Here is a 22454-nt window from a genome sequence, read left to right on the forward strand (position 1 = left end):
GAAGGACTCGTTCCAGACGCTGGCAGAGAGGGCTTAACGACCGGCTAAGGTTGAGGAAGGCTTGAGTGGACACGCAGCGCGTGGTCCCGTCTTCGGGCGCGTGCAAAGCCGGTCCCGTTGTGGCACATGCCGCGCATGAAGATCGACGGCCGCTCCTATCGCACCATCTTCGCCGACCCGGACGGCCTCAGCGTCCAGGTGATCGACCAGACGCGCCTGCCCTTCGCCTTCGAGCTGAAGCGCCTCGCCACCCTGGACGACGCGGCGGTGGCGATCCGCACCATGATCGTGCGCGGGGCGCCGCTGATCGGCGTCACCGCCGCCTACGGGCTGGCGCTCGCCCTGCGCGAGGATCCCTCGTTGGAGGGAATCGATCGGGCCTGCGCCACCCTCGCCGCCACGCGCCCCACCGCCATCAACCTGCGCTGGGCGCTGGACCGGGTCTCCGCCAACCTGCGCCAGGTCGAGCCGCACGAGCGCTTCGCCCGCGCCTTCGCCGAGGCCGGGCGGATCGCGGAAGAGGACGTGGCGAGCTGCCGCGCCATCGGTGCCCATGGCGGCCGGTTGATCGAGGATCTGCATAAGGCCAAGGGCCGGCCGATCACCGTGCTGACCCATTGCAACGCGGGCTGGCTCGCCACCGTCGATTGGGGCACCGCCCTGGCACCGATCTACGACGCCCATGAACGGGGCATTCCGGTGCATGTGTGGGTGGACGAGACGCGCCCCCGCAACCAGGGCGCGGCGCTTACCGCCTTCGAGCTTCACGGCCACGGGGTGCCGCACACGGTGATCGCCGACAATGCCGGCGGCCACCTGATGCAGCACGGCAAGGTCGACCTCTGCATCGTCGGGTCCGACCGCACCACCGCCGAGGGCGACGTGTGCAACAAGATCGGCACCTACCTGAAGGCCCTGGCGGCGCGGGACACCAACGTGCCCTTCTACGCCGCCCTGCCCTTCTCCACGATCGACTGGACCTTGCGCGACGGCGTCGCCGAGATCCCGATCGAGGAGCGCGACGCCCGCGAGGTCACGCATCTCACCGGGCGCACGGAGGACGGTGAATTCGCTACGGTGCAGGTGGTCTCGCCCGGCAGCCCCGTTGCCAACCCGGCCTTCGACGTGACGCCGAACCGGCTCGTGACCGGCATCATCACCGAGCGCGGCGTCTGCGAGGCGAGCGCGGAGGGGCTGCTCGGCCTCTATCCGGAGCGCCGTAAGGCCGCCTGAGCCTGCGGCGGCGCATCGCAGGGACCGCTCCGGGCGTCGGGCGTTGCCCGCTGGATTTCACTCTCCAGCGGACAGGGCAGGCCAATGTCGGACGATCACGCGGCGATCTGGGACGAGTTCAAGGACGCGGTCAACATGACCCCGGCCGCCCTGCGCAAGCATCTCGACAGCGAGGACAGCAAGGACGTCGGCCAGAAGAAGGGGGGCGGCGAATCCACTGGCCACGCGATGGGCCGGCGCATCCTGGAGATCAAGGACAAGAAGAAGGCCGACCTGACCGACGACGATTACGCCGCGATGAAGAAGGTGGTCGGCTACGTCCACCGCCATCTCAAGCAGGGCGGCGAGGCGCGCAAGGACCCGGATTCCGCGTGGCGCCTGTCCCTGATGAACTGGGGCCACGATCCGCAGAAGGATTGAGGCGGCCCCGCGCCCTCCCTCAGTAACGCGGCGGCACGATCCAGGAGGGGGCGATCACGTATTCCTTCGGCCGCTTGCGCTGGCCGAGGCGCCCCTCGGAATACTGGTCGTTGAAATAGTCGAAGCCGGTGAGGCCGAAGCCGCCGCCGTTCATCACCTGCGCCACCGGCACGGCGGGGCGGGCGAGGTCGGGCCGGGTCGCCGGGGCGACCGGGCCAAGGATCGTGCCGTCGAGCACGCTCGGCGCATCCGGCGCGGTGAACACGAAGCCCTCCGGGCGCACGGGCACTGGGACTTCCTGAGCCCAGGCGCTCCCGGCGCAGAGGGCCGGGGCGAGGAAGGCGGCGGCTGTCACCGCACGGCGCAGGGTCGAGGAACTCACGCGATGCTCCGTCACTGGCTTGGGCGGGAACCGTAGCAGATCCGCCGGCCCCGACAAACGCCGGCTCAGCCGCGGGACTGGAGAACCACCGGCGGCGTCGTCGGCACCGGGCGGCAATTCGAGCGGAAGGCGTTCAGCGGCATCGGGCGCGACTCGCAGGCATAGACGTCCGTCGGGCCGGGGGCCGGCACGGGATCCCGCGCGATGATCGGGTTGGGCGCGCAGGCCGAAGCGGCGGCGGCGAGCAGCAGGGCGGCGATGGTGGACAGACGGCGCATGCGGCTCTCGGGACGCGGGACGGGACACCCCCGCGCCGACCCTGCGCAGCCGGACGGCGCCTGACAAGCGCCGCCGCCGGGCGGGACGGCCCTTTGACGAGCCGTGTCGCCCGGCGGCAACATGCGGTGGCGGGGCCGGAGCCCCGTCAGACGGCCTGCGCCATCGGCACGACGTTGTGCAGGGACTTGTCGGCTGCGTCGAAGAACTTGCGCAGGTTGCGCGCGGCCTGCCGGATGCGCTGCTCGTTCTCGACCATGGCGATGCGGACGTAATCGTCGCCGTGCTCGCCGAAGCCGATGCCGGGGGCGACCGCCACGTCGGACTTCTCCAGCAGCAGCTTCGAGAATTCGAGGCTGCCCATGGAGCGGTAGCGCTCGGGGATCGGCACCCAGGCGAACATCGAGGCGGCCGGGGCCGGGATCTTCCAGCCGGCCTTGCCGAAGGAATCGACCAGGGCCTCGCGGCGCTTCTTGTAGATGGCGCGCATCTCGTGGATGCAATCGTCCGGCCCGTTCAGGGCGGCGGTGGCCGCCACCTGGATCGGCGTGAAGGCCCCGTAATCGAGGTAGGACTTCACCCGCGTGAGCGCCGCGAGCAGCCGCTCGTTGCCCACCGCGAAGCCCATGCGCCAGCCGGCCATGGAATAGGTCTTCGACAGGGAGGTGAACTCCACCGTGCAATCCATCGCGCCCGGCACCTGCAGCACCGAGGGCGGCGGCTCGCCGTCGAAATAGACCTCGGCATAGGCGAGGTCGGAGAGCAGGATCAGCTCGTGCTTCTTCGCGAAGGCGACGAGGTCCCGGTAGAAATCGAGCCCGGCGACATAGGCGGTCGGGTTCGAGGGGTAGCAGACGACCAACGCCACCGGCTTCGGGATCGAGTGCTGCATCGCCCGTTCCAGGGCCGGGAACATGGCCGGGGTCGGCTCGGCCGGCACGGAGCGGATCACGCCGCCGGCCATGAGGAAGCCGAAGGCGTGGATCGGGTAGCTCGGGTTCGGCACCAGCACCACGTCGCCCGGGGCGGTGATCGCCTGGGCCATGTTGGCGAAGCCTTCCTTCGAGCCGAGCGTCGCCACCACCTGGGTGTCGGGGTTCAGCTTCACGCCGAAGCGGCGCGCGTAATAGCCGGCCTGGGCGCGGCGCAGGCCGGCGATGCCCTTGGAGGCGGAATAGCGGTCGGTGCGCGGACGGCCCGCGGTCTCGCACAGCTTGGCGATGACGTGCCGGGGCGCATCGAGGTCCGGGTTGCCCATGCCGAGATCGATGATGTCGGCGCCGTTAGCTCGGGCGGCCGCCTTGATCCGGTTCACCTGCTCGAACACGTAGGGCGGGAGTCGCTTGATGCGGTGAAAGTCGGTCATCGGCGTTTCCATGGGCGCGCCCGTGTCGTCAGGTCCCTGTGGGGCGCGAACCGCTGCGTATAGCAGAGCCGGCCTCGCCCGCCGACCCTTAAAAATCCGTCACTGCGGCGGGGGCGTGGCGGGTTTCGGCGCGCCCGGGTCGGGCGGGGGCGCGATGCCCTTGGCGACGCTCTTGGCCGCGCTCTCGGCCGCCCGGCCCCGCGCCACGTTGCGCCCGCGGGCGTTCTCCAGCTCGGATTCGAGGGCCTTCTGGCTCTCGGCGTTCTTGGCGCGGATTGTCCGCTTGGGCGCATCGACCCCCACCGCCATGAAATCGGGCGTGTCCTTCGGACGGGTGCTCGTCACGAAATCCGGGGCATCGACCTTGCGAGGGCCGTAGCCGGCGTCGGCCGCGAGGGTGCGCACCGTGTCGCCCGAGCAGGCGCCCAGGGGTGTGACGAAGAGGGCGAGGGCAACGCAGCGTCGCAGGGCGGGCGTCATCAAGGATCCTCCCGCGCCGGTTAGCGGTTGCGCGATGAGAACATGGGTCGGTTGTCGCGGGGAAACCCGCGCCGGGGTGGCGAAACGTCCGGCTCGCTCCTTAATGTGTCGGAAACGAGGCTCGCCGGCACAAGCGGGCCGCGATGATCCAGGGAGGCAAGCCGTGACGAGCCCGCAGCACAGGCAGGCGGCGGAGAAAGCCGCGCCCACTCCGGCGGCCCCGGAGGCCTCTCCCGCCCTGCCCGATTTCGAGGCGATGTCGCGCAATGCCGGCCAACTGGTCGAGGCCCTGGGCCGCAGCGCCGCCCGCTACCTGACGCCCGAGACGCCGGCCGGCGCCTCCCCCGAGGTCGGCGAGATGGTGCGCACCCTCGGCAAGGTCGCGGAATCGTGGCTGACCGACCCGAGCCGCACCGTCGAGGCGCAGACGCGCCTGTCGCAGGACTTCCTCACCCTCTGGGGCTCGACCTACCAGAAGCTGCAGGGCCAGCAGACGCCGCCCGTGGCCGCGCCGGAGCCGCGCGACAACCGGTTCGCGCATCCCGACTGGTCGGAGAACCCGTATTTCGACTTCATCAAGCAGGGCTACCTGATCGCGACCCGCTGGGCGGAGGATCTGGTGGAGGATGCCGAGGGCATCGACGAGCACACGCGGCACAAGGCGCAGTTCTACCTGCGGCAGGTGACGAGCATGCTCTCGCCCTCGAACTTCCTGGCGACCAACCCGGAACTGATCCGCCACACGCTGGCGGAGAACGGCGCCAACCTCGTGCGCGGCCTCAAGATGTACGAGGAGGACATGCAGGCCGGGAACGGGGCGCTGCGCGTGCGCCAGACCGACCCGACCGGGTTCGAGGTCGGCCGCAACATGGCGGTGACGCCGGGTGAGGTCGTGTTCCGCAACGACCTGATCGAGCTGATCCAGTACGCGCCCACGACGGAGACGGTGTTCAAGCGCCCGCTCCTGATCGTGCCGCCGTGGATCAACAAGTTCTACATCCTCGACCTGAACCCCCAGAAGAGCTTCATCAAGTGGATGGTGGACCAGGGCCTGACGGTGTTCTGCATCTCGTGGGTGAACCCCGACGAGCGGCACGCCGAGAAGGACTTCGAGTCCTACATGAACGAGGGGATCGAGGCCGCCATCGACGCGGTCGGCGCCGCGACGGGCGAGACCGAGGTGGCGGCGGCGGGCTATTGCGTCGGCGGCACGCTGCTTGCGGTGACGCTCGCCATGCAGGCCGCCACCGGCCGCAAGCGCATCACCAGCGCGACGCTGCTGACCACGCAGGTGGACTTCACCCATGCCGGCGACCTGAAGGTCTTCGCGGACGAGGAGCAGATCAAGCAGGTCGAGAAGACCATGGGGGAGCGCGGCTACCTCGAGGGCGCGCGCATGGCCAACGCCTTCAACATGCTCCGGCCGAACGACCTGATCTGGCCCTACGTCGTCAACAACTACATCAAGGGCAAAGCACCCTCGGCCTTCGACCTTCTCTACTGGAATTCGGACGCGACCCGGATGCCGGCGGCGAACCATTCCTTCTACCTGCGCAACTGCTACCTGGAGAACAACCTCGCCAAGGGCCGGATGGTGCTCAGCAACGTGCGCCTCGACCTGAAGCGGGTGAAGATCCCGGTCTTCAACCTCGCCACCCGCGAGGACCACATCGCCCCCGCCCTGTCGGTGTTCAAGGGCTCGAAGCGCTTCGGCGGCACCGTGGATTACGTCCTGGCGGGGTCGGGCCACATCGCGGGGGTGGTCAACCCGCCGGCCAAGCCGAAATACGGGTTCTGGACCGGCGGTCCGGTGAAGGGCAAGTTCGAGGAATGGCTGGAGAAGGCCGCCGAGACTCCCGGCTCGTGGTGGCCCTACTGGCTGCGCTGGATGGAGGCGCAGGCCCCCGAGCGGGTGCCCGCCCGCAGCCCTGGCGGGGGCGCCCTGCCGTCCCTCGGCCCGGCGCCGGGCACCTATGTCCGCGTCCGGTCCTGACGGGCCCGGACGCCGCGTACAGAAAAGGTCGCAGGATGAAGCTGATTCGCCACGGCGCGCCCGGAGACGAGAAGCCCGGTCTCGTGGATGCGAAGGGGGGCCTTCGCGACCTCTCAGGCATGGCGAGGGACATCGCCGGCCCGGCGCTCTCGCCCGAATCCCTCGCGCGGCTGAAGCTGATCGACCCCGAACGCCTGCCGCTCCTGCCGCCGGACACGCGCCTCGGCCCCTGCGTCGGCGGCACCCGCAACGTGGTGGCGATCGGCCTGAACTACGCCGACCACGCCGCCGAGACCGGCGCGCCGATCCCCTCCGAGCCGATCGTGTTCAACAAGGCGCCGTCGAGCCTGTGCGGGCCCAACGACACGGTGATCCTGCCCAAGGGCTCCTCCTGCACCGATTGGGAGGTGGAGCTGGCGGTGGTGATCGGCCGCCCGGCGAGCTACGTCCACGCCAACGAGGCGCTGGACTACGTGGCCGGCGCCTGCATCTGCAACGACGTCTCCGAGCGGGACTGGCAGATGAACCGGGGTCCGACCTGGACCAAGGGCAAGAGCGCGCCGACCTTCGGGCCGCTGGGCCCCTGGCTCGTGACCCTCGACGAGGTCGGCGACCTCAAGAGCCTCGCCATGAGCCTCGACGTGAACGGCGAGCGCCGCCAGACCGGCTCGACCGCGACCATGATCTTCGACGTCCCGCAGATCGTCGCCTATTGCTCGCACTTCATGCTGCTGGAACCGGGCGACGTCATCACCACCGGCACGCCCCCCGGCGTCGGGCTCGGCATGAACCCGCCGACCTACCTGAAGGAGGGCGACGAGATGGTGCTGCGCATCGCCAAGCTCGGCGAGCAGCGCCAGAAGGTCGTCGCCTTCGATGCCTGGACCGCGAAGGCCGCCGCGGGGGCTTGATTTTTCCCGGCCAAGCCCGGCAAGAAACGGCATGAGCGAGCCTGCCGTGACCCTCCGGGACGACATCCGCCACGATTGGACCGTGGAGGAGATCCGCGCGATCCACGATGCCCCGTTGATGGACCTCGTGTTCCAGGCGGCGACGATCCATCGCCGCTACAACGACCCGGCGGACATCCAGCGGGCCTCGCTGCTCTCGATCAAGACCGGGGGCTGCCCCGAGGATTGCGCCTATTGCCCGCAATCGGCCCACCACAAGGAGGCCGGGGTGGAGCGCGAGCGGCTGATGAAGCCGGAGGCCGTGCTGGCCGAGGCCGCCGCCGCCAAGGCCGCCGGCGCCCACCGCTTCTGCATGGGCGCGGCGTGGCGCCAGCCGAAGGACGGGCCGGAATTCGACGCGGTGCTCACCATGGTGCGTGGCGTACGCGCCATGGGCATGGAAGCCTGCGTGACGCTGGGGATGCTCTCGCCCTCGCAGGCCGGGCGCCTCGCCGAGGCCGGTCTCACCGCCTACAACCACAACCTCGATACCGGGCCGGATTTCTACGGCGACATCATCTCCACCCGCACCTACGACGACCGGCTCCGCACCCTGGAGAACGTCCGCGCGGCGGGGATCGGCGTGTGCTGCGGCGGCATCGTCGGCATGGGCGAGGAGACGACCGACCGGGCCGCGATGCTGCAGGTCCTGGCGAACCACGCCCCCCACCCGGAGAGCGTGCCGATCAACGCCCTCGTGGCCGTGCCGGGCACGCCGCTCGCCGACCAGCCGGCGGTCGACCCGTTCGACCTCGTGCGGATGTGCGCCACCGCCCGCATCGTGATGCCCCGCGCCCGGGTGCGCCTGAGCGCCGGCCGCAAGAGCCTGACCCGCGAGGCACAGACCCTGTGCTTCCTGGCCGGCGCCAACTCGATCTTCTACGGCGAGCGCCTGCTGACGACGGCCAATGCCGACGAGGACGCGGACGTCGCCCTGCTGGCCGACCTCGGCATCCGCGTGCCGGTGGAGACCCGCGCCGCGGCGGAGTGATCCGCCGCCTCCCTCACGCCGCCGGCAGCACGATCCGGAAGCGGGTGCCGCCCGGCGTCTCGTCGAGGCAGAGGCTGCCGCCGTTCATCTCGATGAGTTCGGCCGCGATGGGCAGGCCGAGGCCGGTGCCGCCGGCCTTCACCGAGCCTTGGAACGGGGCGAACAGGTTCTCCCGCGCCCGCTGCGGCAGGCCCGGCCCGTTGTCCGAGACGAGGATCGTCACCTTCTCCTCCGGCCCGGCCTCCGCCGTCACCCGCACCGTCGGACCCGCCACGGCCGCTCCGTCGAGGGCCTGCACGGCGTTGCGCACGAGGTTGGCGAGCGCCCGCGACACCTGCTCGGAATCGGCCAGGACCGAGAGTCCGCCCCCATCGACCTTCACCGCGACCGGTTGCACGGCAAGGGCGGCGATGTCCGGCAGATCCGCCAGCAGCGGGGCCAGCGGCGTCGGCGCGAGGCGCGGTTCCGGTTCGATGGCCCGGCCATAGGCGAGGGTGCCCTCGCAGAAGCGGATGGCCCGCGCCAGGGTGCCGACGAGGCGCGGCGCGATGCGCTGCACCGAGGGGTCGGCGGCGGATTCGAGGCGGTCGCCGAGGAGTTGCGCCGCCGTGAGGAGGTTGCGCAACTCGTGGCTGATCTTGCTGACGGCGAGCCCGAGTTCCGCGAGGCGCCGCTTCTGGCGCAGCTGGTCCGCGAGGCCGCGCTGCATCTTCGCCAGGGCCGCCTCGGCCTGCCCGATCTCGTCGGCGCGGTCGGAGGGCGTGATGATCCGCGCGGCATCCTCCGGCGCGTCGGCGAAGGCGGTGATGTTGGTGGCGAGCCGGCGCACCGGGCGCACGATCAGCACCTGCAGCGTCACGAAGACGAGCCCCGCCGCCACCGCCGCGATGATGAGCGAGGAGACCGCGAGCCGGAGGGCGTAGTCGATCATCGCCGTGCGCAGGGGCGCCTCGTCGAGCAGGATCTCCACCCGCCCGAAGCCGGGCTTGCCCTCGCCGAGGACGCGGATCGGCTCCGTGACCGGCGAGACCAGGGTCCGCCACGCCCCGCGCAGGGCGCTCCAGGTCGTGACCTGCCCGAGATCGACCGTGTCCGCGACCCGCTCGGGGATCGGCTCGATGGCGAGGAGGCGCTGCGCCCCGCTGCCGCGCACGACGATGGCCCGCGCGTTGACGCCCTGGAGCAGCCGGCTCTCCAGATCCTCCGAGACGGGCTCCGCCGTGCGGCCGTCGAGGACCAGGGCCGCCACCTGCGCGGCGGCCAGCCGGTCGTCCATCCACTCGATGCGGTAATTGGCGACGGCGGGGACGAAGGTCAGGATCTCGGCCACCACCACGAAGGCGACGGTGACGAGGAACAGCCGCCCGGACAGGCCGAGCCCGCGCGGGCGCAGGTCGACACCGGCCACCGGGGTGGCCGACACCTCCCGAGCCGGTCCGACAAGGCTGTCGGTTTCCGCTTTCACGCGAACTCACACCCCCCCGCTTCCACCGGCTTCAGACGGCCAAACGATGGAGCAGCCCGCCGTCGATAGCGCTGGCTCGCCCCAGCGTCGAGGGCAGGATGGCGGGCTGCGTATGAATACCTCTGCAACGATGCCGCGCCTTAAACGCGGCGCCGCATCCGCCGGCTGAGGACGAGGGTCACGAGGCCGAAGACGCCCAGGGAGCCGAGGCCGGCGACCATCTTGGGCGTGACGAGGGCGGACAGGGCGATGGCGTCGTCGCAGCCAGTGCCGCCCTCCGCGAGGCAGGCGGCGCGGGCCGTCTCGTGGGCGGCGACCACGTCCTCGATCCCCGCGCCGGTGGTCGCGTAGACGAGGGCGCCGGGCAGGAGGCCGAGGAAGGTCGCGGCGACGAAGGTCCGCAGTGTCACGCCGCAGGCGGCCGGCGCGAGGTTCGTGACCCAGAACGGAAAGAGCGGCAGCACCCGGAAGGTGGCGATGTAGCCGAAGGCGTCCCGCCGGAAAGAAGCCGCGAACCGGTCGAGGCGCGGTCCGCCGAAGCGCTGCAACAGGTCCCGGCCGGGGCCGCGCCCGATGGAGAAGACGAGGGAGCCGCCGGTCGTGGCCGCGCAGACGGCGAGCAAGGCCCCCGGCACGATGCCGAACAGGAAGCCGCAGACCATGGTGAGGAACAGGGTCGCCGGCACGGAGACGATGACCGCGCCGAGATAGACGAGGAAGGCCACGACCATGGCTCGCCCGTAGCCCTCCCCCACGAAGGCCTTCAGCCAGGCGCGGGAGGCGAGCAGCCGGTCCAGGCTGAGGAGATGCGCCGCGCCGGAGACGAGCACCGCCACGGAGAGGCCGACGAGGAGGATCAGGGGCAGCCAGCGGCGCACCCGCCGCCAGCGGCTCTCCGGGGGCGCCTGCGCGCTCACCCGGCCTTGCGCATTCGCAGGATCTTGAAGAAGCCGCCGGGGAAGGTCGGCTTCAGGCCCAGCACCTCGACGCCGTTGCGCCGCGCCCAGGCCTCGATCCGCGCGGCCTTGAAGTCCGACGACCAGCCGATCTTCGTGCAGAGGGGTGCCACCACCTCCTCGACCTTGGCGAGCGGCCCGGAATCCTGGCCGAAATGGTTGGCGAGCACGATGCCGCCGCCCGGCTTCACCACCCGCAGGAATTCGGAGAGCGCGGCCTCCGGGTCCGGCACGAGGGTGATGAGGAACTGCGCCACCACCGCGTCGAAGCTCGCATCGGCATAGCCGAGGTGACACACATCCATCACCTGAAGGCCGCGCACATGCGACAGGCCCTTGCGATGCACCTTGCCCCGGGCGCGCTTCAGCATGTCCTCGGACAGGTCGACGCCGCAGACGAAGCTGCCCTTCGGGTAATAGCCCAGCGCCAAGCCGGTGCCGACGCCGGCTTCGAGGATGCGCGGCCCGTGGATGGAGGCCGCCTCCACCGCCGCCCGCGCGGCAGGCTCGGTGAGCTTGTCGTAGACCACGTCGTAGACGGGCGCCCAGCGGGCATAGGCCTTGCGCATCAGGGCCGTGCTCGGCCCGGCCACCTGCGGCTCGCTCAACATGGTTTTCGGATGGTCCTGGGTTGGGAGAAGCTAGGCCGCTTCCAGCGGCTTGGCCGAGAACGCATCGACGCGGCGAATGGTGCCGCCGCCGAGCACCCGCGCACGGGAATCGTCGTCGTCGTAGATGACGCAGGCCTGGCCGGGGGAGACGCCGTCCTCGGCTTCCGCGAGGACGATCTCCGCGCCCGCCTCGTCGAGGGTGAGGAGCGCCGGCCGGGGCGGACGGGTGGAGCGCACCCGCACCGCCACGGGGAGATCGCGCACCGCCTCACGGTCGCCGTCACCGAGCCAGTTCACTTCGGTGAGCCGGATGCGGCTGGTGGCCAGCGCCGCGCGGGGGCCGACGACCACGCGGGCGGTCTCGGCTTCCAGCCGCACGACGTAGAGCGGTTCGCGCCCCGAGAGGCCGAGCCCCCGGCGCTGGCCCACCGTGTAATGCAGGATGCCCTCGTGGCGCCCGAGCGCCCGGCCGGACAGGTCCACGATCTCGCCGGGGCGGGCGGCGTCCGGGCGCAGGCGCGCGATCACGTCGCTGTAGCGGCCCTGCGGGACGAAGCAGATGTCCTGGCTGTCCGGCTTCTCGGAGATGGCGAGCCCGAGGTCGCGGGCCAGCGCCCGCGTCTCGTCCTTGCCCATCTCCCCCAGCGGGAAGCGCAGGAAGGCGAGCTGCTCGGCCGTCGTCGCGTAGAGGAAGTAGCTCTGGTCGCGGGCCGGGTCCATCGCCCGGTGCAGCGCCCGCCCGCCGCCGGGCAGGGGGCGGCTCGCCACGTAATGGCCGGTGGCCAGCGCGTCGGCGCCGAGTTCCTTGGCCAGCCCGAGGAGGTCGCGGAACTTCACCGTGCGGTTGCACTCGACGCAGGGGATCGGTGTCTCGCCCGCGAGGTAGCTCTCGGCGAACTTGTCGATCACCGCGTCGCGGAAGCGGTCCTCGTAATCGAGGACGTAATGGGGAATGCCGAGATGGTCGGCCGCCGCGCGGGCGTCGTTGATGTCCTGCCCCGCGCAGCAGGCGCCCCGGCGATGGGTCGCCGCGCCGTGGTCGTAGAGCTGCAGGGTGACGCCCACCACATCGAACCCCTGCCGCTTGAGCAGGCCGGCGACGACGCTCGAATCCACGCCGCCTGACATGGCGACGACGACGCGCGTCTCGTGGGGAGGGTTCGGAAGGTCGAGGGTGTTCATCTCGGGCCGCGTCAGGCGGCCTTGCGCCCGAGGCTGCCGGTCCGCCGGCCCCGTCTATAGCGGGTGCGGGCGCGTGTGAAAACCGCCACCCGGCAGATCCTGCCGGCCGGACGGCAGGTTCCGCCGTCGCGGGCGCTTCAACGCCGGGGCGCTCTCGCGGCATTATCCCAGCTTTTCAATGGTTTAACAGATTTCCGGCCGTGGCTCGGCCCTTGCTCGCTCGGCAGGGAGGAGGCAGGTGCATGGCATTGGGCGGGACGGATCGGGTGGAGACGAAGGCGTGGCGCTCGCAAGGCCAGAGGGCCGAGCCGGCGTGGCGCGCGGCCGACTCACAGTCGTCGCGGTTCGACGCCATGCTCGCCAAGCCGGAGGCCGCGATCCCGCGCAAGGCCGAGGACACCCGGAGCCAGGACCGCGCCGCCGCCCGCCGGAACGACAAGTCCGCCGACACCCGCGAGACGGCCAAGGCCCGTTCGTCCGCCGACGACTCGCCCCGCGCGGCCCGTTCCGACGACAACAAGCCCCTCCGCGACAAGGCCCCGGCCAAGCAGGACGCGGGCGACGGCAAGGCGGCCGATGCCGACGCGACCCCGGAGACCGGGGCCAAGCCGGCGAAGGCCGCTGCCGCCACGACCGACAGCGTGGCCAAGGAGGAGGCTGCGGCGGCGACGCCCACGCCGAATCCGGTGCTGATCCCGATCCCGCCAAATCCGGCGGCGCCGTCCCCGACCGCCCAGGCCCAGGCCGTCGCGACGGCCACGGGGGAGGCCGCCGCCGTGGCGAGCGCCGCCGCATCCGTGCCCGGCGCCGTCGAGGCCTCCGGGACGGGCGAGGCCGCCGCGCCCACGGACGGCAAGGGCGCCGACGGCAAGGACTTCCTCGCCCTCCTCGGCGAAACCGGCGCGGCCCAGGCCGACGCGCCCGCCACGACCGCGCCGCAGGCCGCCGCCGCGACCCAGGGCGTCACGCAGACCGCGTCCAGCGCCCCGGCGACGGCGACGCAGCCCGCCCAGGCGCCCGCGCCGACGCCGGCCCCCGTGCCCCTCGGGCAGGTGCCGATGACCATCGGCCTGCGCTCGCTCGCCGGCTCCAGCGAGTTCCAGATCCGCCTCGATCCCGTCGAGCTCGGGCGGATCGACGTGAAGCTCGAGATCGACAAGGCCAAGGGCACCGTGGCGACCCACCTCGTCGTGGACCGGCCCGACACCCTCGCCCTCCTCCAGCGCGACGCCGGCCAGTTGCAGCAGGCCCTGACCCAGGCGGGGCTCGACCCCAGCGCGGGCGGGGTGAACGTCTCCCTGCGCGGCGACGGCGGCAACGCGGGCGGGCAGTCCAACGGCCAGCCCGGCGGCGACGGCCGTCAGGCCAGCCCCTGGTCGGCCGACCGAACCGACATGCCCACCGAGGCCGTGCCCCTGCGCATGCTGCGCGGCTACGGCGGCCTCGACATCCGAATCTGAGGAGACGACCCCCATGACCTCCGGCATCTCCAGTCTCGTCAACAGCACCACCACGTCCACGTCGAGCTCGTCGACCAGCACGAGCGACGCCACCGGCATCGCCAACAACTTCACCCAGTTCCTGACCCTGCTCACCACGCAGCTCAAGAACCAGAACCCCCTCGACCCGATGGACACCAACCAGTTCACGCAGCAGCTGGTGCAGTTCGCGGGCGTCGAGCAGCAGTTGAAGACGAACGACCGGCTCGACAGCATCCTCACCGCCTCGAAGACGGCGAGCACGGCCACGGCCACGAGCTATATCGGCAAGACCGTCACCACGGACGGCACCTCGGCCCAGCTGCAGGACAGCACCGCCACCTGGACCCTCGACCCCGCCCGCGCAGCGCCGAAGGCCGCCATCACCATCAGCGATGCCAAGGGGAACGTGGTCGCCACGCAGACCACCGCACTCACCGCCGGCAGCCAGGCCTTCACGTGGAACGGCAAGACCTCGGCGGGCCTCACGGCGCCGGACGGCACCTATTCCATCAAGATCGCGGCGCAGGACACCACGGGCGCCAACGTCGCCGTGGATACGAGCGTGACCGGCACGGTGACGGAAGTCGATCTCAGCGGCACCACGCCGATGCTGCTGGTGGGATCGCAGAAGGTTCCCCTGTCCAGCGTCCAGTTGATCGGGTTGTCCACAAGCGGCTCGTAACGAATCACATCCAAGCGATCCGCTTCACCATCTCTTAGGTGGGCGCAAGTAGCTTCATCCCTCGACGGGTTAGTCGAGTGTAGAGCGTATCATGACCGAACCCCACCGCCCGAGAGTGAAATACGTGATCGGGCCCGACGGCAGTCCCCTGACCATCGCGGACCTGCCTCCGCCGACCACCCGGCGTTGGGTGATCCGCCGGAAGGCGGAGGTCGTGGCCGCCGTGCGCGGCGGTCTCCTCAGCCTGGAGGAGGCCTGCAAGCGTTACACGCTGACCACCGAGGAATTCCTCAGCTGGCAGTTCTCCATCGACCAGCACGGCCTCGCTGGCCTGCGCACCACGCGCATCCAGCACTACCGGCACTGATGGCGGCCGGACGTGCCCGCCGGTCCCGGCAGCCGTCCACCCCCACGACCGCCTCGGCCTGGAGCCGCGCCCGGATCACCCCCGGCGCGGCTTTCGCACGTCCGGACATCCCGCACGGATCTTAACGGGTCGCTAACCACAAGCCGGGCAATTTCTGCCGAGTGGTCCCGATCCGGGGCCGCCCGCGTCCCGAGCGTCCCATCCGTGAAGCCGATCATCGATCTCGTTACGAAGCTCGGCCCGGCCCGGCTCGCCGCGATGGCGGCCGTGACGCTGACGCTCATCGGCTTCTTCGCGTTCATCATCCTGCGCGTCTCGCGCCCCGACATGGGCGTGCTGTTCTCCGACCTGTCGATGCAGGATTCGGCCGCCGTGATCCGCGACCTCGACGCCCGCGGCATCCGCTACGAGACCAAGGGCGACACCGGCCAGACCATCCTGGCCCCGCGCGCCGACCTGCCGCGCCTGCGCATGGACCTCGCCGGCAAGGGGCTGCCGACCCAGGCCGGCGTCGGCTACGAGATCTTCGACAAGGGCGACGCGTTCTCCTCCACGAACTTCGTGCAGAACGTGAACCACCTGCGGGCGCTCGAAGGGGAGCTCGCCCGCTCGATCCGCGCCATCGGCCGGGTCCAGGCGGCCCGCGTCCACCTCGTCCTGCCCGAGCGCCGCCTGTTCGAGCGCGACCGCGAGACGCCCTCGGCGGCGATCGTGCTCAAGCTGATGGGCGACCTCGATCCGGGTCAGGTGCGGGCGGTGCGCCACCTCGTCGCCTCGGCGGTCGAGGGGCTGCGGCCCGACCGGGTCTCCATCGTGGACGAGCGCGGCCGGCTCCTCGCCGACGGCGCACGCGGCGCCGACCAGGAGGGCGCGGCGGCCATGGAGGACCGGCAGCTCGTCCTGGAGAAGCGCCTGCGCTCGCAGATCGAGGACGTGGTGGCCGGCATCGTCGGCCCCGGCCGGGCGCGGGTGCAGGTGAACGCCGAACTCGACCTCAACCGGATCGAGAGCCGCTCCGAGACCTTCGACCCGGAAAGCCGGGTGGTGCGCTCCTCCCAGACGCGGACGGAATCCTCCCTGACCGGCGGCCCCGAGGGCGGGACGACCTCCGTCGGCAACGAGTTGCCGGGTGCCAACGGCGGCGACAAGCCCGCCGCCCAGAAGGACGCCACCAACAAGAACGAGGAGACGACGAACTACGAAATCTCCCGCGTCACCAAGACGGAGGTGGCCGAGGGCGGCCGGCTCAAGCGGCTCTCGGTGGCGGTGGTGGTGGACGGCGTCTACGCCGTCGGGCCGGACGGCAAGGCCACCTACAGCCCGCGCCAGCCCGCCGAGATCGAGCGCATCGCCGCCCTGGTGCGCAGCGCGGTCGGCTTCGACAAGGGGCGCGGCGACCAGATCGAGGTGGTGAACCTGCGCTTCGCGGAAGGCCCCGCCGGGACCCCGCAATTCGAAGACCCGTCGCTGATCCAGTCGCTGCTCTCGCCCTCCCGCGAGGACGTGATGCGCCTGGGCGAACTCGGCGTGCTCACGATCCTGACGCTGATCGTGCTGATGACGGTGGTGCGCCCGCTGGTGCGGCAGGTGCTGGCGCCCCCCGCCGAGGTGGCGGCCGGCGCGGCCGGCGGGCTGATCGAGGGCCTGCCCCCCGGCGCGACGATCACCGTGACCACCGGGAACGGCGGCGGCGGCGCGGTGACGATGGTGGAACGCGACAACCCCACCGCCCGGCTGATGGAATTCGCCAAGATCAACGGCCAAGTGCAGGCCGAAACGGTGCAACGCGTGGTGGACATGGTGCGCGCGAGCCCGGCCGAGACGGTCGAGGTGCTGCGCTCGTGGATCCACGAGGATTGAGGAGCTGAGGTCGAGCGATGGCGGCGGGTATCGGCAATCCCGAGAAGACTGGCGGCGGGGAATTGGTGCGGCTCGACGGCCCCCAGCGGGCGGCCGCGCTGCTGCTGATGCTCGGCGACGAGGAGGGCGCGCCGATCTGGCAGGCCCTCGAGGAGGAGGAGGTCAAGAAGGTCAGCGCCGCGATGGTGCAGCTCGGCGCCCTTGAGGTGCAGACCGTCGAGAAGCTGATCATCGAGTTCGTCACGAAGCTCGGCAACAGCGGCGGCATCTCCTCGAACTTCGAGCGCACCGAGGCGCTGCTGCTCAAGATCTTCCCGTCCGAGCAGGTCTCGCTGATCATGGCGGAGATCAAGGGCGCCTCGGGCAAGCGCGTCTGGGCGTCCATCGCCCAGGTCGATCCCGAGATCCTGGCCTCGTTCCTGCGCAACGAATACCCGCAGACCGTCGCGGTGGTGCTCTCGCGGGTGCGGGCGGATTACGCCGCCAAGGTCCTCACCATCCTGCCCGAGGATTTCGCCATCGACGTGCTCAACCGGATGTTGCGCATGGAGACCGTGCAGAAGGAGGCCCTGCGCCACATCGAGGAGACGCTGCGCGTCGAGTTCGTCTCGACCATCGCCCAGACCCAGCGGCGCGACGCCCACGAGATGATGGCGGACGTGTTCAACGCCTTCGACCGGCAGACCGAGGGCCGCTTCCTCGCCGCCCTCGACCAGGCGAACCGCGGCTCGGCCAAGCGCATCCGCGAGTTGATGTTCACCTTCGAGGATCTGCTGAAGCTCGATCCGGGCAGCGTGCAGACCCTGCTGCGCAAGATCGACAACGACACCCTGTGCCGCGCCCTGAAGGGTGCCAACGAGCGCACGCGGGCCTTCTTCCTGGCGCAGATGTCGACCCGCGCCGCCAAGAACCTGACGGACGAGATGCAGGCGCTGGGCCCCGTGCGCCTCAAGGAGGTCGATGAGGCCCAGGCCAAGATGACCGAGACGGCCAAGGACCTCGCCGAGAAGGGCGAGATCATGATCGCCAAGAACAGCGCCGAGGAGGAGTTGGTCTATTGAGCCCCGCGCGCCGGACGACGCCCTTCCTGTTCGACACCGACTTCCGCCGGCCCCAGCCGAGCGCCGAGGCCATGCGCGCCGCGGAGGAGGCTGTGCAGGCCGAGCAATCGGGCTTCGCGCGTGGGGTGCAGGAAGGCCGCCTCCAGGCCGAGGGGCAGGCTCAGGCCCGCCTCTCCGACGCGATGACCCGGCTCGCCCTCTCGGCCGCCGGGCTCCTGGCCTCCGCCGACGCGCGGGAGGCCGAGCGCGAGGCGCAGGCCGTGGAACTTGCCATGCTCATCGCCCGCAAGGTCGCGGGGGACGCCCTCGACGCGCAGCCGCTGATCGGCATCGGCGAGGCGGCCCGCACCGCCCTGCAGCACCTGCGCGGGGTGCCCCACCTCGTGGTGCGGGTCCATGACAGCCTCGTGGACGAGGCCGAGACCCTGGTGAAGCGCCTCGCCCGCGAGCGCGGCTTCGAGGGGCGCCTCGTGGTGCTGGGCGACCCCGAGACCCTGCCGGGCGATGCCCGGATCGAATGGGCCGACGGCGGCGTCGTGCGCGAGCGCGCCCGCATCGAGGCCGCCGTCGCGGAGGCCCTCGGCCTCCCCTCCTTCTCCTGACGCGGAGGACGCATGTCCGACGATTTCAGCCTGCCCCAGCTCGGCGACAACGACGGCGATTTCGCCCCGGAATCGATCCGCGACGCGCCGACCACGCCGAAGTCCGCCGCCGACCTCGAACAATTGTTCGACGTGCCGGTGATGGTCTCGGCGGTGCTCGGCGCCGCGCGGATGCCCATCGGCGACCTGCTGCGCCTCGGCCCCGGCACGGTGCTCGAACTCGACCGCAAGGTCGGCGAGGCCATCGACGTCTACGTGAACAACCGCTTGGTCGCCCGCGGCGAGGTGGTCCTCGTCGAGGACCGGCTCGGCGTGACGATGACCGAGATCGTCAAGGGCGAATGAACCGGGGTGGCCGGAGGGCGGGCCCTCCGGCGGGTGCAGGGCGGCGCCCTGCCTGACCCCGCAGATCAGTTGGTGAAAGGAACAGGCCCATGCGGCTCCTGATGATCGGCCGGCTCAACGGCGAGCTCATCACCGCCTCGAAGATCGCCATGTCGCGCGGCGCGTCCGTGACGCAGGCCGACGGCGTGCCGCAGGGCCTCAACGTCCTGCGGGCCAAGGGCGCGGACCTCGTGATGGTCGATGTCGGCCAGCCCATCGCCGGGCTGATCGGCGCCCTGGAGGCCGAGCGCATCCGCACGCCGGTCGTCGCCTGCGGCGTCTCGGCGGATGCCAACGCGGCGGTGGCGGCGATCCGGGCGGGGGCGCGGGAATACATCCCCCTGCCGCCGGACCCGGAGATGATCGCGGCGGTGCTGGAGGCGGTGGCCGCCGACCGCAGCCCGTTCGTGTGGCGCGACGGGGCGATGGAGCGGGTGGTGCGGCTGGCCGAGCAGGTCGCCCGCGCGGAGGCCTCCGTGCTGATCACCGGCGAGAGCGGCACCGGCAAGGAGGTGCTCGCCCGCTACCTGCACGCCAAGTCGAACCGGGCGGCCAAGCCCTTCGTCTCGGTGAACTGCGCCGCGATTCCCGAAGCCCTGCTGGAATCGGAATTGTTCGGCCACGAGAAGGGCGCCTTCACCGGAGCCATCGCCCGGCGCATCGGCCGGTTCGAGGAGGCCCATGGCGGCACCCTGCTCCTCGACGAGATCTCCGAGATGGACGTGCGGCTGCAGGCCAAGCTGCTGCGGGCGCTGCAGGAGCGGGTGATCGACCGGGTCGGCGGCACCGCGTCGGTGAAGGTCGACATCCGGGTGCTCGCCACCTCGAACCGCAACCTCGCGGAGGAGGTCCGCAAGGGCACGTTCCGCGAAGACCTGCTCTACCGGCTGAACGTCGTCTCCCTGCGCCTGCCGCCGCTGCGCGAGCGGCCCGGCGACATCCTCGAACTCGCCGCGCATTTCGCCCGGCGCTACGCCGAGTCGAACGGCCTGCCGATGCGCCCGCTCTCGGTGCAGGCGCAATCGCTGATGCTGAAGAACCCGTGGCGCGGCAACGTGCGCGAGTTGGAGAACACGCTGCACCGGGCGGTGCTGCTGGCCAACGGCCCGGAGATCGGGCCCGAGGCGCTGCTCACCCCGGAGGGCGACACCCTGGCGCCGGAGGGGCCGGCGGCCCGGGCCGCCCAGGCGGCCGAGGCGGTGACGCGGGGCCTCGTGGGGCGCACCGTGGCGCAGGTCGAGTGCGACCTGATCCTCGACACCCTGGACCATTGCCTCGGCAACCGCACCCATGCGGCCAAGATCCTCGGGATCTCGATCCGCACCCTGCGCAACAAGCTCAACGAGTACGTGGCCTCGGGCCTCGACGTGGCCGAGCCCGGTCAGGCGCGGGCGAGCGCGGCGATCGGCTGAGGGCCGGGGCCTACCGCCGCCCGGAGGATTGCGCCTTGTGCTCCTTCGCCTGGGCGGCGAAGGCCTCGTCCAGCTTGCGCATCGATTCGTAGCGCGCGACGTCGATCTCGATGTCGCGGATCGTCTCTTCCACGAGGTGGCGGCGATAGGCGGCGCGGGGATCGGACGGGTCGAGCCCGTCGCGCTCCTGGAGCTTCAGGACGGCCTCGCGCACCCGGGCATAGACCTCCTCCCGCTGCTCGCGCGACATGGAGGGATTGATCGCCTTCGCAACGAGGGCCGAGAAATCCGACATCGGTGGGGAGGTGGGGGACGAGGCGGCCATGGCCGCCTGCTCTAAATCAGCCGGCGCGAAAACGGTATCCGCTTCCGGCCCGATCAGCTTCGCTGATCCCTGATGCCTGCCTTGACCAGGGTGAACGAACTCCACAGCACCGTGAAGCAGAACAGCATCACGAAGACGGTGTGCCCCCGCTCGGGATACAGCGATTCCGTCGGCAGGACGGGGCGTTCGAAGGTCGCCAGGAAGATCTGCTGCTTCGAGGCTGAGATCCGCGCCTTGTCGTAGAGCGTGTGCGCGGATTCCTCGAGCTTCTCGGCGATGCTGCGCTCCACCAGCAGCCCCTCGTAGGCGAGGAGCGCCTCGGTGAGGTTCTGCCGGCCGTCCGCCGAGCCGCTGCTCGTCATCTCGTTCTGCAGGGTCGTCATCTGCTGATCGAGGGCGTTGGACTGGGCCGCGAGCGTCTGGATCGAGCGCGACCGCTCGTCGAGGTTCGAGGAGCGCAGGACCTGGAGGTCGCTGTCGAGCTTGATCTTCTCCTTGCGCAGGAGGGTCAGCGTCGTCAGCGTGCCCTCGGCGGTCTTCACCGGGTCGATCAGGCCCCACTGGTTGCGGAAGCTCTGGATGGCGAGGTGCGCCTTGCGCAGGCGTTCCTCGGCGGCGGTGGCGTCCGACTTCGCCTGGGCGACCATGTCGGCCTGGGCGCGCTTCGAGATGTCGTTGATCAGCACCTCGGCGCGGGTCACCACCTCGCGGGCGATGGTGACGGCGTCCTCCGGGGTGAAGGCGCGCACGTTCAGGCGGATCACGCCAGAGATGGCGTCGATCTCCGCGCTGGTCTGCTTGTGCCAGTATTTCGTCAGCTGCTCGATCGGATCGCGCGGGTCGTACCGTACCCAGAAATCCGCTTCCGGCCGGGAGTACATCTTCGAGATATGGATGCTCTTCTCCAGCTCCTCGACCATGGCCTGGCTCTGGATGTAGTCGCGGACGATGTAGCCGTCCTGGCTGTTGTGCTTCTGGATCAGCGCCGTGAACTGGCCGAGGCTGGCGTGCTCCATCGGCTCGACGTTGCCGCGCACCGCGAACTGGGCCGTGGCGGTGTACTGGTCCGAGGCGATGCCGAACATGTAGATGGCGACCACCGCCGTCGGCAGCAGCACGAACAGGCCGACCCGGCGCATGAGCATGCCGGCATAGCTGGCCTCCTCGGCGTCCGGCCGCGACGGGCGCAGGCCCGGCAGGCGCCGCCAGTCGAGCCGGGTGGAGGCCGAGCGCAGCAGCGCCAGCTTCCCGCGCTTCTCGGGGATGGGCCGGATCGTCTCCGCCTCGCGGCGAAGGTCGGTCATCGTCGGCTGGATCAGCGTGACGAGTTCGCCCTCGCGCTGGTCCTCCTTGACGTCGTCCAAGCTCATCCGCTCGCTGTTCCTGATCTGCGCCGGTTCCCTTGCGGGAAAGCCGGCCGAGGACGGCCGTGCGCCGCTCCGGAATCCCGTTCTTTTCGGCCCTTTTTAAGGCACCACCCGGCCGCGTTGCTGCGCCGCATCGCGGCGCCTACCGCTGTCCGCCCCTTCCTGCGATGGTCGCACCCGATGACGATTGAATTACGTTCCAGCGCCACAAAGCCTCGCAGCGCGAAATCCAAGTTCGGCGGCCTCGTCGTGGTGTGCGCCAAATGCGCCAAGCGGCAGGGCCTGCCGGCCAAGGCGATCCGCACGCTCCTGAAGGAGGCCCACGCGGACCTCGCCCCGGCTCCGGGGAGCAAGGGCAAGCGGCGCAAGCTCTGCGTGATCGAATCCGGCTGCCTCGGCCCCTGCCCCAAGCGGGCGGTGGCGGTGGCGACGGGGGCGAGTCTCGCGGAGGGCCGGGTGCTGCTCCTCGATCCGGCGGACGGCGTCGCGGGGGCCCGCGCCGCCCTGCTCCCCGAATTCGGCCCCATTGCCGGTCTAGCCGCTGGCGCGGATACTGGCGGCGCGGGGAACGACTCGCCCCGCTCTCCCTGAGACGCCCCGGCGAGGAC

The 22454-nt window shown here is 70.9% G+C and carries 24 protein-coding genes; 14 read left to right on the forward strand and 10 right to left on the reverse strand.

Annotated elements, in window-relative coordinates; genetic code table 11:
• Positions 1-135 precede the first annotated feature (135 nt).
• Both mtnA and MKK52_RS26065 read left to right on the forward strand, forming a co-directional pair.
• A complete protein-coding gene (gene mtnA / locus MKK52_RS26060) occupies positions 136-1233 on the forward strand; it encodes an S-methyl-5-thioribose-1-phosphate isomerase (protein WP_243959468.1) in 1098 nt (365 codons plus the stop codon).
• 84 nt (positions 1234-1317) lie between these two features.
• Positions 1318-1653, forward strand: coding sequence for a DUF3140 domain-containing protein (locus tag MKK52_RS26065; protein WP_243959470.1), 336 nt, complete (start codon positions 1318-1320; stop codon positions 1651-1653).
• 19 nt (positions 1654-1672) lie between these two features.
• Here the strand turns inward: MKK52_RS26065 and MKK52_RS26070 are convergent, their stop codons facing one another.
• The 4 genes from MKK52_RS26070 to MKK52_RS26085 form a co-directional block, all read right to left on the reverse strand.
• The gene (locus MKK52_RS26070; protein ID WP_243959472.1) at positions 1673-2035 is read right to left on the reverse strand and encodes a hypothetical protein; all 363 of its coding nucleotides are present in this window, start codon (positions 2033-2035) and stop codon (positions 1673-1675) included.
• A gap of 65 nt (positions 2036-2100) precedes the next feature.
• The gene (locus MKK52_RS26075) at positions 2101-2313 is read right to left on the reverse strand and encodes a hypothetical protein (RefSeq protein ID WP_243959474.1); all 213 of its coding nucleotides are present in this window, start codon (positions 2311-2313) and stop codon (positions 2101-2103) included.
• Positions 2314-2459: 146 nt separating this feature from the next.
• Positions 2460-3677 (reverse strand): LL-diaminopimelate aminotransferase, encoded by a 1218-nt coding sequence (locus MKK52_RS26080; protein WP_243959476.1) that lies wholly within the window; start codon positions 3675-3677, stop codon positions 2460-2462.
• 99 nt (positions 3678-3776) lie between these two features.
• Positions 3777-4157, reverse strand: a complete 381-nt coding sequence (locus MKK52_RS26085; protein WP_243959478.1) for a hypothetical protein — start codon at positions 4155-4157, stop codon at positions 3777-3779.
• Positions 4158-4413: 256 nt separating this feature from the next.
• Here MKK52_RS26085 and MKK52_RS26090 point away from each other — a divergent pair, with 256 nt between their 5' ends.
• From MKK52_RS26090 to bioB, 3 genes are read left to right on the forward strand one after another with little or no spacing between them, the layout of a single operon-like run.
• Complete coding sequence (locus tag MKK52_RS26090) at positions 4414-6150, forward strand: PHA/PHB synthase family protein (protein WP_243959782.1); 1737 nt, start codon at positions 4414-4416, stop codon at positions 6148-6150.
• Positions 6151-6185: 35 nt separating this feature from the next.
• Positions 6186-7061 (forward strand): fumarylacetoacetate hydrolase family protein, encoded by an 876-nt coding sequence (locus tag MKK52_RS26095; protein WP_243959479.1) that lies wholly within the window; start codon positions 6186-6188, stop codon positions 7059-7061.
• A 31-nt stretch (positions 7062-7092) separates the two neighbouring features.
• Positions 7093-8091, forward strand: coding sequence for a biotin synthase BioB (gene bioB / locus MKK52_RS26100; protein ID WP_243959481.1), 999 nt, complete (start codon positions 7093-7095; stop codon positions 8089-8091).
• 13 nt (positions 8092-8104) lie between these two features.
• On the opposite strand, the gene MKK52_RS26105 is transcribed toward bioB, so the two are convergent.
• The 4 genes from MKK52_RS26105 to mnmA form a co-directional block, all read right to left on the reverse strand.
• The gene (locus MKK52_RS26105; protein WP_243959483.1) at positions 8105-9514 is read right to left on the reverse strand and encodes a sensor histidine kinase; all 1410 of its coding nucleotides are present in this window, start codon (positions 9512-9514) and stop codon (positions 8105-8107) included.
• A 182-nt stretch (positions 9515-9696) separates the two neighbouring features.
• Positions 9697-10473 (reverse strand): TVP38/TMEM64 family protein, encoded by a 777-nt coding sequence (locus MKK52_RS26110; RefSeq protein ID WP_243959484.1) that lies wholly within the window; start codon positions 10471-10473, stop codon positions 9697-9699.
• Positions 10470-11123, reverse strand: coding sequence for a class I SAM-dependent methyltransferase (locus MKK52_RS26115; protein ID WP_243959486.1), 654 nt, complete (start codon positions 11121-11123; stop codon positions 10470-10472). The genes MKK52_RS26110 and MKK52_RS26115 overlap by 4 nt, the downstream gene beginning before the upstream one ends.
• 30 nt (positions 11124-11153) lie before the next feature.
• Positions 11154-12305, reverse strand: a complete 1152-nt coding sequence (mnmA, locus tag MKK52_RS26120) for a tRNA 2-thiouridine(34) synthase MnmA (protein WP_243959488.1) — start codon at positions 12303-12305, stop codon at positions 11154-11156.
• 242 nt (positions 12306-12547) lie between these two features.
• Between mnmA and MKK52_RS27040 the strand changes: the two genes are divergently transcribed.
• The 8 genes from MKK52_RS27040 to MKK52_RS26165 all read left to right on the forward strand — a co-directional run bounded on the left by MKK52_RS27040 (position 12548) and on the right by MKK52_RS26165 (position 20154).
• Entirely contained in the window at positions 12548-13765 is a 1218-nt protein-coding gene (locus MKK52_RS27040) for a flagellar hook-length control protein FliK (RefSeq protein ID WP_279598026.1), read from the forward strand.
• A 13-nt stretch (positions 13766-13778) separates the two neighbouring features.
• Positions 13779-14468, forward strand: a complete 690-nt coding sequence (locus MKK52_RS26135) for a flagellar hook assembly protein FlgD (RefSeq protein ID WP_243959490.1) — start codon at positions 13779-13781, stop codon at positions 14466-14468.
• A gap of 91 nt (positions 14469-14559) precedes the next feature.
• A complete protein-coding gene (locus MKK52_RS26140; RefSeq protein ID WP_238204121.1) occupies positions 14560-14835 on the forward strand; it encodes a DUF1153 domain-containing protein in 276 nt (91 codons plus the stop codon).
• A 204-nt stretch (positions 14836-15039) separates the two neighbouring features.
• Complete coding sequence (gene fliF / locus MKK52_RS26145) at positions 15040-16695, forward strand: flagellar basal-body MS-ring/collar protein FliF (protein WP_243959492.1); 1656 nt, start codon at positions 15040-15042, stop codon at positions 16693-16695.
• Positions 16696-16712: 17 nt separating this feature from the next.
• Positions 16713-17756 (forward strand): flagellar motor switch protein FliG, encoded by a 1044-nt coding sequence (locus MKK52_RS26150; RefSeq protein WP_243959494.1) that lies wholly within the window; start codon positions 16713-16715, stop codon positions 17754-17756.
• Positions 17753-18358 (forward strand): FliH/SctL family protein, encoded by a 606-nt coding sequence (locus tag MKK52_RS26155; protein WP_243959496.1) that lies wholly within the window; start codon positions 17753-17755, stop codon positions 18356-18358. The genes MKK52_RS26150 and MKK52_RS26155 overlap by 4 nt, the downstream gene beginning before the upstream one ends.
• Positions 18359-18370: 12 nt before the next feature.
• On the forward strand, positions 18371-18703 hold the full coding sequence (gene fliN / locus MKK52_RS26160; protein ID WP_243959498.1) for a flagellar motor switch protein FliN: 333 nt from the start codon (positions 18371-18373) through the stop codon (positions 18701-18703).
• Positions 18704-18792: 89 nt separating this feature from the next.
• On the forward strand, positions 18793-20154 hold the full coding sequence (locus MKK52_RS26165; protein ID WP_243959500.1) for a sigma-54 interaction domain-containing protein: 1362 nt from the start codon (positions 18793-18795) through the stop codon (positions 20152-20154).
• A 10-nt stretch (positions 20155-20164) separates the two neighbouring features.
• Here the strand turns inward: MKK52_RS26165 and MKK52_RS26170 are convergent, their stop codons facing one another.
• The gene (locus tag MKK52_RS26170; protein ID WP_243959786.1) at positions 20165-20449 is read right to left on the reverse strand and encodes a hypothetical protein; all 285 of its coding nucleotides are present in this window, start codon (positions 20447-20449) and stop codon (positions 20165-20167) included.
• Between the two features lie 83 nt (positions 20450-20532).
• Positions 20533-21849: a capsule biosynthesis protein gene (locus MKK52_RS26175; RefSeq protein ID WP_243959502.1), complete on the reverse strand. Its 1317-nt coding sequence runs from the start codon at positions 21847-21849 to the stop codon at positions 20533-20535.
• Between the two features lie 177 nt (positions 21850-22026).
• Here MKK52_RS26175 and MKK52_RS26180 point away from each other — a divergent pair, with 177 nt between their 5' ends.
• On the forward strand, positions 22027-22437 hold the full coding sequence (locus MKK52_RS26180; protein ID WP_243959504.1) for a hypothetical protein: 411 nt from the start codon (positions 22027-22029) through the stop codon (positions 22435-22437).
• The last annotated feature ends 17 nt before the right edge of the window (positions 22438-22454 follow it).

This window comes from Methylobacterium sp. J-067 (genome assembly GCF_022829465.1).
Classification (GTDB): domain Bacteria; phylum Pseudomonadota; class Alphaproteobacteria; order Rhizobiales; family Beijerinckiaceae; genus Methylobacterium; species Methylobacterium litchii.

What these genes read in the sequence shown, in the direction of transcription:
- MKK52_RS26140 (WP_238204121.1), top strand. Translation starts at nt 14,560, where the DNA reads ATGACCGAACCCCACCGCCCGAGAGTGAAATACGTGATCGGGCCCGAC.
- MKK52_RS27040 (WP_279598026.1), top strand. Translation starts at nt 12,548, where the DNA reads ATGGCATTGGGCGGGACGGATCGGGTGGAGACGAAGGCGTGGCGCTCG.
- MKK52_RS26080 (WP_243959476.1), bottom strand. Translation starts at nt 3,677, where the DNA reads ATGACCGACTTTCACCGCATCAAGCGACTCCCGCCCTACGTGTTCGAG.
- MKK52_RS26115 (WP_243959486.1), bottom strand. Translation starts at nt 11,123, where the DNA reads ATGTTGAGCGAGCCGCAGGTGGCCGGGCCGAGCACGGCCCTGATGCGC.
- MKK52_RS26075 (WP_243959474.1), bottom strand. Translation starts at nt 2,313, where the DNA reads ATGCGCCGTCTGTCCACCATCGCCGCCCTGCTGCTCGCCGCCGCCGCT.
- fliN (WP_243959498.1), top strand. Translation starts at nt 18,371, where the DNA reads ATGTCCGACGATTTCAGCCTGCCCCAGCTCGGCGACAACGACGGCGAT.
- MKK52_RS26090 (WP_243959782.1), top strand. Translation starts at nt 4,414, where the DNA reads ATGTCGCGCAATGCCGGCCAACTGGTCGAGGCCCTGGGCCGCAGCGCC.
- MKK52_RS26135 (WP_243959490.1), top strand. Translation starts at nt 13,779, where the DNA reads ATGACCTCCGGCATCTCCAGTCTCGTCAACAGCACCACCACGTCCACG.
- MKK52_RS26175 (WP_243959502.1), bottom strand. Translation starts at nt 21,849, where the DNA reads ATGAGCTTGGACGACGTCAAGGAGGACCAGCGCGAGGGCGAACTCGTC.
- MKK52_RS26170 (WP_243959786.1), bottom strand. Translation starts at nt 20,449, where the DNA reads ATGTCGGATTTCTCGGCCCTCGTTGCGAAGGCGATCAATCCCTCCATG.
- bioB (WP_243959481.1), top strand. Translation starts at nt 7,093, where the DNA reads ATGAGCGAGCCTGCCGTGACCCTCCGGGACGACATCCGCCACGATTGG.
- MKK52_RS26085 (WP_243959478.1), bottom strand. Translation starts at nt 4,157, where the DNA reads ATGACGCCCGCCCTGCGACGCTGCGTTGCCCTCGCCCTCTTCGTCACA.
- MKK52_RS26165 (WP_243959500.1), top strand. Translation starts at nt 18,793, where the DNA reads ATGCGGCTCCTGATGATCGGCCGGCTCAACGGCGAGCTCATCACCGCC.
- mnmA (WP_243959488.1), bottom strand. Translation starts at nt 12,305, where the DNA reads ATGAACACCCTCGACCTTCCGAACCCTCCCCACGAGACGCGCGTCGTC.
- MKK52_RS26180 (WP_243959504.1), top strand. Translation starts at nt 22,027, where the DNA reads ATGACGATTGAATTACGTTCCAGCGCCACAAAGCCTCGCAGCGCGAAA.
- MKK52_RS26150 (WP_243959494.1), top strand. Translation starts at nt 16,713, where the DNA reads ATGGCGGCGGGTATCGGCAATCCCGAGAAGACTGGCGGCGGGGAATTG.
- mtnA (WP_243959468.1), top strand. Translation starts at nt 136, where the DNA reads ATGAAGATCGACGGCCGCTCCTATCGCACCATCTTCGCCGACCCGGAC.
- MKK52_RS26065 (WP_243959470.1), top strand. Translation starts at nt 1,318, where the DNA reads ATGTCGGACGATCACGCGGCGATCTGGGACGAGTTCAAGGACGCGGTC.
- MKK52_RS26095 (WP_243959479.1), top strand. Translation starts at nt 6,186, where the DNA reads ATGAAGCTGATTCGCCACGGCGCGCCCGGAGACGAGAAGCCCGGTCTC.